Raw genomic sequence first — 2,312 nt, forward strand, 5'->3', positions numbered from 1 at the left:
TAGATACCCCTGAAGAGCCGTTAAAGACTATGACGTTGATAGGTTGGGTGTGTAAGCGCTGTGAGGCGTTGAGCTAACCAATACTAATGACTCGTGCGGCTTGACCATATAACGCCAAAGCGATTTACTGAAATCGTTCCAGACGATTTGAAGTACTTCCTCCATCCCTGGAGGTCGTAAGCCATACGCAAGAGTGTTTAGCAAGAACAAGATTTAGCTTAAATCAGACGGATTCCAGACAAGAGGTATAAAGATCTCTTGTTAAAGTTTCGCCTGGCGACCATAGAAGGTTAGAACCACCTGATCCCATCCCGAACTCAGTAGTGAAATGACCGATCGCCGATGGTAGTGTGGGGCTTCCCCATGTGAGAGTAGGTCATCGCCAGGCACCAAATTCTATAATCTCTGAGCTTCAAGCTCGAAGATAACAGTTTCGTCTGAAGACCATAGAGTATTAGAACCACCTGATCCCATCCCGAACTCAGTAGTGAAATGATGCATCGCCGATGGTAGTGTGGGGCTTCCCCATGTGAGAGTAGGTCATCTTCAGGCATAAAATACAAAACCCCGATAGCTATGCTGTCGGGGTTTTTTTGTTTTTAAACCATTCTTTCTGGAGAGATGGAGGTCGACTCTGACCTCAATGCATTGAGCTCCTATTTCTACTGGCATATTATTCGTCGCACAATAATTAAATAAAAAAGGAATGCTCGATGTATTGTCGTCGCATCTTATCCGGCCTGATACTGCTCATTTCATTGCAGGCCAGCAGTGAGTCTCGCATCGTAGATAATCTCTCCAAAGCCATTCGTTATCAGACCATCAGCCACCAGAACCTCAATGCTATTGATTATGGTGCCTTTCTCAACTTTCATCAGTTTCTGGAAACCACCTATCCACGAGTTCACAGTCAGCTGAAGAAAAAAATAATAGCTGACTATAGTCTTGTATATATCTGGCAGGGCAATAACCGAGCTTTGCCTCCCGTTCTGTTTGATTCCCATTACGATGTTGTACCAATTGAACCAGGGACAGAGGTTGACTGGGAGTATGCACCGTTTGCTGGAATTGTAGCTGATGGATATTTGTGGGGGCGTGGTGCACTGGATGATAAGGCTTCTGTGATCTCAACTCTTGAGGCGATGGAGGCTCTGTTAGCAGAAGGTTATGCCCCTGAGCGCACCATGGTATTTTCCTTTGGTCACGATGAAGAGATTGGCGGTCGTGATGGGGCTGCCAATATCGCTGCTTACCTCAAGAATCAGGGCTTGAATTTTGAATATGTTGTTGGCGAAGGTGGCCATGGTTGTCCATGGACATCCAATGTTGCCAGAAAGCCCACTGGCAATGATTGCTCTGGCCGAAAAAAATTATGTAACGCTAACGCTTAAAGCCACAGGGGATGGAGGACATTCTTCCATGCCTGTTAAAGACAACGCTATTGTCAATTTAAGCAGGGCGCTTACAACGCTTCATGAAAATCCATTCAAGGCTGAGCTGGTTCAGCCTGTGGCGGATATGCTGCACGTAATGGGAGAGCATATTGGTGGTATTCAGGGCTTCATGATGAGAAACCAGTGGCTGAGCAAGCCTGTTCTCTTATCAGTCATGTCCGGAGATAAGACAAGCCAATCAATGGTTCGTACTACGACAGCAGTTACCATGATTAATGCAGGTATCAAAGAAAATGTGATTTCGCAGAAAGCCGAGGCAAAGGTCAATTTTCGTCTATTACCTGGTACTCCAGTTGAGCAGCTGATTAAGGATGTAGAAGCGATGATTAATGACTCATCCATTGAGATTTCTGCAGAGGACTGGAAAACCAGTCCTCCCGTTGCAGACATGAATGCTCCTGGCTATGGGCAGGTTAAATCAGCCATCAACGCTGTTCTGCCGGAAACGGTTGTTGTACCTGGTATGCTGACAGCAACCACCGACAGTCCTCACTACGCACCTGTTTCAGAGAATATTTACCGGTTTCACCCGTTCAGCGTGGATATGGAACTCACTGGCTCCATTCATGGCACAAACGAGCGCATTTCCATAGAGAGTATCAATACAGCATTGGAACTGTCCAAGTCTCTCATCAAGACATCAGGTAGTCCTGAGAGTTTATAATAGATTGTGCTTGTCATCAGCTTCTGCTGACAGAGGCTGATGACAAAAAAATCAAACAAAGTAATTATACGCCATGTGCGACTTTTAGGTTTGCATAAGGAGACATGACTGAACCTGCTTTCTGCTATTAAAAGCAGTAAAAAGCAAAAAAGAAGGTTTCAGTCATGCCCGTTGAAGAGTTTATCACTACAGTC

Annotated in this window: 2 protein-coding genes and 3 rRNA genes; all 5 read left to right on the top strand. The window is 45.4% G+C overall.

Annotated features, from left to right (window positions below):
- A 23S ribosomal RNA gene (locus AK963_RS27890) occupies positions 1–108 on the top strand; the annotation flags it as partial.
- A gap of 164 nt (positions 109–272) precedes the next feature.
- Positions 273–388 (top strand): 5S ribosomal RNA (gene rrf, locus AK963_RS27895).
- Between the two features lie 48 nt (positions 389–436).
- A 5S ribosomal RNA gene (gene rrf, locus AK963_RS27900) occupies positions 437–552 on the top strand.
- Positions 553–713: 161 nt separating this feature from the next.
- Entirely contained in the window at positions 714–1,391 is a 678-nt protein-coding gene (locus AK963_RS27905; RefSeq protein ID WP_066018578.1) for a M20/M25/M40 family metallo-hydrolase, read from the top strand.
- Positions 1,324–2,118, top strand: coding sequence for a M20/M25/M40 family metallo-hydrolase (locus AK963_RS27910; RefSeq protein WP_175404702.1), 795 nt, complete (start codon positions 1,324–1,326; stop codon positions 2,116–2,118). The genes AK963_RS27905 and AK963_RS27910 overlap by 68 nt, the downstream gene beginning before the upstream one ends.
- Positions 2,119–2,312: the final 194 nt, after the last annotated feature.

The organism is Endozoicomonas atrinae (genome assembly GCF_001647025.1).
Taxonomy (GTDB): Bacteria; Pseudomonadota; Gammaproteobacteria; order Pseudomonadales; family Endozoicomonadaceae; genus Endozoicomonas; species Endozoicomonas atrinae.